Source organism: Desulfobacter sp. (assembly GCF_050177295.1).
In genome coordinates, this window is sequence record NZ_JBFXHE010000401.1 from 1 (window position 1) to 4,069 (window position 4,069).

Genomic DNA, 4,069 nt, shown 5'->3' on the forward strand with positions numbered 1-4,069 from the left:
GGGCCATGCTACTTTGACCATGGCAGAACGATATGCCCACCTTGCACCGGACCGAAACAAAAAGGCGGCTGCAACCATCGAGAAAGTATTCCAAAAAGATAAAGCTGAGGGGAATAAGGTTGTCAAGCTGGCATAACCAATAAGACCTTAACAGATGAATACACCACGAAAAAATATAAGGAAACTCAACCCATGAAAAGAAACTTTACAGCAGTCATTGAAAAAGAAGGGGCCGGCTATGTTTCCTTGTGCCCGGAACTGGACATAGCCAGCCAGGGGGGAACCGTTTCCGAAGCAAGAGAAAAATTGAATTTGGCTGATCTTTGTCTTTTTACCCGGACTTATTGAGAAGTTACCAGAAACAGACCGGCTGATTCAAAAGCTGTCCGATCCCGGCAGGTCGGTCCGGGACAAATCCCGCGCAGGAACAGGCATTGACAATTCCGACCCAGGCTCTTAAATTCAGACATAAGTGATTACCAAACCGGCCGGACAGCGCCGTTTTAAAGGAGATAAAATGAAAGCGCCCAGGACCTGTGTCAGCCCCCAGGGACGGTTTGTGGTCGGAATCCACGAACCGAAATTTGCCGTGGACAATTTCAGGCAAAAAACTATTAAAGATATGCTTGGCCGCCTTCCCGATGGCGGGCCCGTGGACAACCTTGCCAATTACCCCCAGGGGCAGGTCCGGGCAGATGCAGCGGACCGGATTTATGAAATCGCCAACGCATTTCCATTCCGGGGAAGCACCTTTATCAATTCCGCCTGGGCGGACCGCAAGGCAGAGCGCCCGGAAACCATCGGCCTTCCTCCCCGGCCGGACTGCTCCTTAACTGCTTGCCTGGAACACTGGCAAAATGAAAAGGGAGGACCGAAGGGTCCTGTGAACCAGGTGCTGACGCTGCTCCCCCGCCCCCTGAAACTGGCGCTGGCCCAGGCGTCCACGAACCCGGAGGAGCTTTGTGCCCTTGCAGGCCTTGCCTGCAACTTTGTTTATGATAACGGTAAAGAGCATCCGCCCACGGGAGTTGCATTTAAAAAAAACGCCCAGGGCCGGACCTTTCCGGTGATCCACGATCATGACCTTTACGATGTACTCGGCAATAATCCGGCCCTGCCTGATGCGTATAAAGAGGTCATGGTGCTCAAACCCGGCATACAGGGAAACAGCCCCATCGTCGGAGAAAGCCTGGACAACACCCATGTCTTTGAATATATGCGGGCCAACTCATATATTCCCTGGGGTCACTACGCCGACAACATGGCCAATGACCAAATCCGCTACCGGGCCAGTGAACTGACTCCGTCTGACATGGCCGGCATCCGGCATCTGTATTACCAGCGCATCTATGTACGCCTTGCCCGGATGCTCGGCGTGATGCTGCCCGCAACAGGACGGCCCCTCTCCACAGATGAACTTGAGGCCCTGCGCATGGAAATCACGGATGCCCTGGCATCGGGTGAGCACAGCCCGTTGAACAATGATTCGCCCTTTTTCACCGGGGCGTTATGGGGGTGGAATCTCGGATTCGGTTTTGCCCAGTCCGGACACCGGCTGCATGCCTCCCACCAGATGATCCACCAGCAAAACGCCATGATTCCGGAAAGCATCTTTGACAGCGACGGCAACCCTTATCCCTGCTTTGCCTGCGGGGATCTTGTCGCCGACTTTATTCAGGCGTACAAAACTGTCCACGGTACCGACTTTTTTACGGCCTTTATCAGGGCCATTGAAACCAACCAACGAACGGACATGAACCCGGACGGGCCCAGCACTCTGATCGTCTGGGAAAACGAAAAGGTCATGCTGTTTGCCCCCAAGGCCCAGGTCAGTGAATGGGAGCTGATGCTGATGACCAAAGCCCCCTGCCCCCATCTGCTTTCTGCAGATACCGCAACCCGCAATGCCCTGGACACCGGCATCCGTATAGCCGTCCAGACCCTGGAAACATTGGGCGCACAGATGGTCACAAGCGTGGAGTTTTCAGGCCGGTTTAACAGCCCGGTTACCGAGCAGCACCTTTTGTATTCGTTTATCCCGCGTCTTCCCTATGCGCCGGGCACCTTTTCCGAGGCCCAGATGCGTTTTATCGCCGGATGCTATCCAGAAGATTTTTCCTTTGCCTGCCGAAAAGTGCTATCGTCCTGATAACCGGCGAATGCGCATGGAGTTCTGTGGCATTTCAAGGCCGGATACAGCCACACCCCGGATATGGGCCTTGAAAAAGTCTGTGTGGTGTCTCCCAATCTCCCCATTTATCCGGCCACAAAAGGGATTTAAATGACCATACGTTCTTTTTCCCCGGCGCTTTTTTTCAACGCAGTATCAACCGCCCTGGACAGTTCGCCGGCAATTAAAGGTTTCATGAGCACGTCAAAGACGCCTGCGGACTGCCACATCTCTTTTGTCAATCTGTGGCTGAAGCCTGTACAGAGCACAACGATAATTTTCGGATTGATGGATTTAATCCAGCGGGCCAGATATAGCCCGTTCATTTCAGGCATGGTCATATCGGTCAGCACCAGATCAAAACAGCCCGGGTCCTTCTCTATTTTTTCCAGGGCCTGTCGGCTGTCCGTGGTGCCGGTTACCGAATAGCCCAAGTTGGACAATATTCCCCCGGCGCTTTCCACAATGGGTCGTTCATCATCAACGATCAGGATATTTCCCTTCCCCGGTATAAGACCGTTTTCCCGGAAGGTTTCCTCCTGGCCCTCCTGCTCAAGCTCGGGTATCAGTACCTTGAAGGTGGTGCCGATATTCTCTTCACTGTAGACCGAGATAGTTCCGCCCATATCCTTCAGGATGCCGTAAACCGTTGACAATCCCAATCCAGTGCCTTCTTCCCGTTTTTTCGTTGTAAAAAACGGCTCAAATATCCGGTCAACAATCCCGGGGGGGATGCCTTTGCCGGTATCTGAAATGATCAGGGAAACATAGGGTCCGGGTTTGATATGGTTGAAATTGACCGTGTCCGCCGGGACAATGGCCACCCTGTCCAGCGTCACATCCAGTTGGCCGCCCGTATCCCTCATTGCGTATCCCGCATTGGTAAAAAGGTTCATCAGAATCTGGTGGATCTGGGTGGCATGGCCCAGGATTTTAGCCCGCTTTATTCTTAAATCCTGCTGAATCCGGATGTTTGAAGGTAGGGAGGCCCGGATGAATTTCAGTGTTTCCTTGATGATGGGATCAATGGTGATCGGCTGCATGCTCACATCGGATTTTCGGCTGAAGGTCAGAATATGGCGGACCAGATCCCTTGCCCTCAGGCTGGCTGAAGATATTGAATTCAGATAATTCAGCATGATTTCATCGTCATGGGCTGCCATTTTGGCAAGATCCGTAAATCCCATTAGCGCAGAAAGAATATTGTTGAAATCATGGGCAATGCCGCCGGCCAGAACCCCGATGGCTTCCATTTTCTGGGTCTGCATGAGTTGGGCCTGGAGCTTTTGCCGATCCGCTTCTATCTTTTTGATCTCCGTGATGTCCTGCACAACCGACAGAATGGACAATTCCCCTGATAAATGAATGGGCCGGGCTGAGTAGAGCCCCATGCGGACCTGTCCGTCCTTGCGCTGGAAATCCACCTCCCGGTTTAAAAAGTCCTGCCCGGACTTGAGTTCTCTGATCATATCCGCCCTGAGGGTAGGTTTGGCCCAGAAACTGATGTCGGCAGAGGTCTTCCCCACAACCTCGTCTCTTCGCCATCCGGTAATCTCTTCAAAGCCTGTGTTCACATCAATAAATTTGCCGTCTTCCATCCGGGAGATGGTGACAATGAGCGGCGCCATGGCAAAAATTTTGGAAAATTTCTCCTCTGACTGCCGCAATTGCGCCTCTGCCTGTTTCCGGCTGCTGATGTCCCGGGCCACCCAGACCACCCGGTCCGGCGGCATGGGCGATATGCTGGCCGTAAACCACAGGGGCCGGCCGTTAATATCCAGCCCATAATCCAGCCGGATCGATTCGTTTCTGGAAACAACTTCATGGATGGCATCCATAAAGACTGCTGTTTTCTCGGGTGGAAAGATCTCTTCCAGGGTTTTCCCCAATATCTCATCC

Annotated in this window: 3 protein-coding genes; 2 read left to right on the forward strand and 1 reads right to left on the reverse strand. The window is 52.9% G+C overall.

Annotated elements, in window-relative coordinates:
• The first annotated feature begins 192 nt into the window (after nt 1-192).
• Both AB7U36_RS19900 and AB7U36_RS19905 read left to right on the forward strand, forming a co-directional pair.
• On the forward strand, nt 193-348 hold the full coding sequence (locus AB7U36_RS19900) for a hypothetical protein (RefSeq protein ID WP_428161379.1): 156 nt from the start codon (nt 193-195) through the stop codon (nt 346-348).
• A 169-nt stretch (nt 349-517) separates the two neighbouring features.
• Nucleotides 518-2,149 carry a hypothetical protein gene (locus tag AB7U36_RS19905; protein ID WP_428161380.1) on the forward strand — a complete coding sequence of 544 codons (1,632 nt, stop codon included), beginning with the start codon at nt 518-520 and terminating at the stop codon, nt 2,147-2,149.
• A 128-nt stretch (nt 2,150-2,277) separates the two neighbouring features.
• Here AB7U36_RS19905 and AB7U36_RS19910 read toward each other — a convergent pair.
• Nucleotides 2,278-4,069: PAS domain S-box protein (locus AB7U36_RS19910; protein ID WP_428161381.1), on the reverse strand; the 1,792-nt coding region annotated here is incomplete at its 5' end.

Bases quoted from the DNA above. Each gene is read 5' to 3' on its own strand.
- AB7U36_RS19900 (WP_428161379.1), top strand. From the start codon at position 193: ATGAAAAGAAACTTTACAGCAGTCATTGAAAAAGAAGGGGCCGGCTAT.
- AB7U36_RS19905 (WP_428161380.1), top strand. From the start codon at position 518: ATGAAAGCGCCCAGGACCTGTGTCAGCCCCCAGGGACGGTTTGTGGTC.